This is a genomic window from Extibacter sp. GGCC_0201, assembly GCF_017566055.1.
Taxonomy (GTDB): domain Bacteria; phylum Bacillota; class Clostridia; order Lachnospirales; family Lachnospiraceae; genus Extibacter.
The window spans coordinates 1-322 of the sequence record NZ_JABFCH010000084.1 but is presented as its reverse complement, the minus strand read 5'-3'; the positions used below and the strand labels follow the sequence as shown (position 1 = coordinate 322).

Genomic DNA, 322 nt, shown 5'->3' with positions numbered 1-322 from the left:
GAAATATGGCGCACACAAAGCCCGCCACGCCCAGCAGGACAGCCAGCGCCATAAACGGAGCCAGAGGGCGCACCAGCACGATGAGGCGGCGCATCACAGAAAAGCCGCTTCGCTGCTGTTTCATGCGCTCACCTCCTCTGTCCCAAAGTGTTCCAGCTCCTGCTGTCTGTCCCAAAGCGTTTTGTAAAGGCCTCCCTGGGCCAGCAGTGCGGCGTGTGGACCGTGTCCCGCCACCGTGCCGGCCTCCAGCACATAGATGCTGTCCGCGTCCGTCACGTTGGCAAGGCGGTGCGTGATGACGATGACCGTCCGGCGCCTGGCC

Annotated in this window: 1 pseudogene; it reads right to left on the bottom strand. The window is 63.7% G+C overall.

The features are described from left to right. Positions 1-120: 120 nt before the first annotated feature. A pseudogene (locus tag HJV72_RS18850) lies at positions 121-322 on the bottom strand (cysteine ABC transporter ATP-binding protein); the annotation flags it as partial.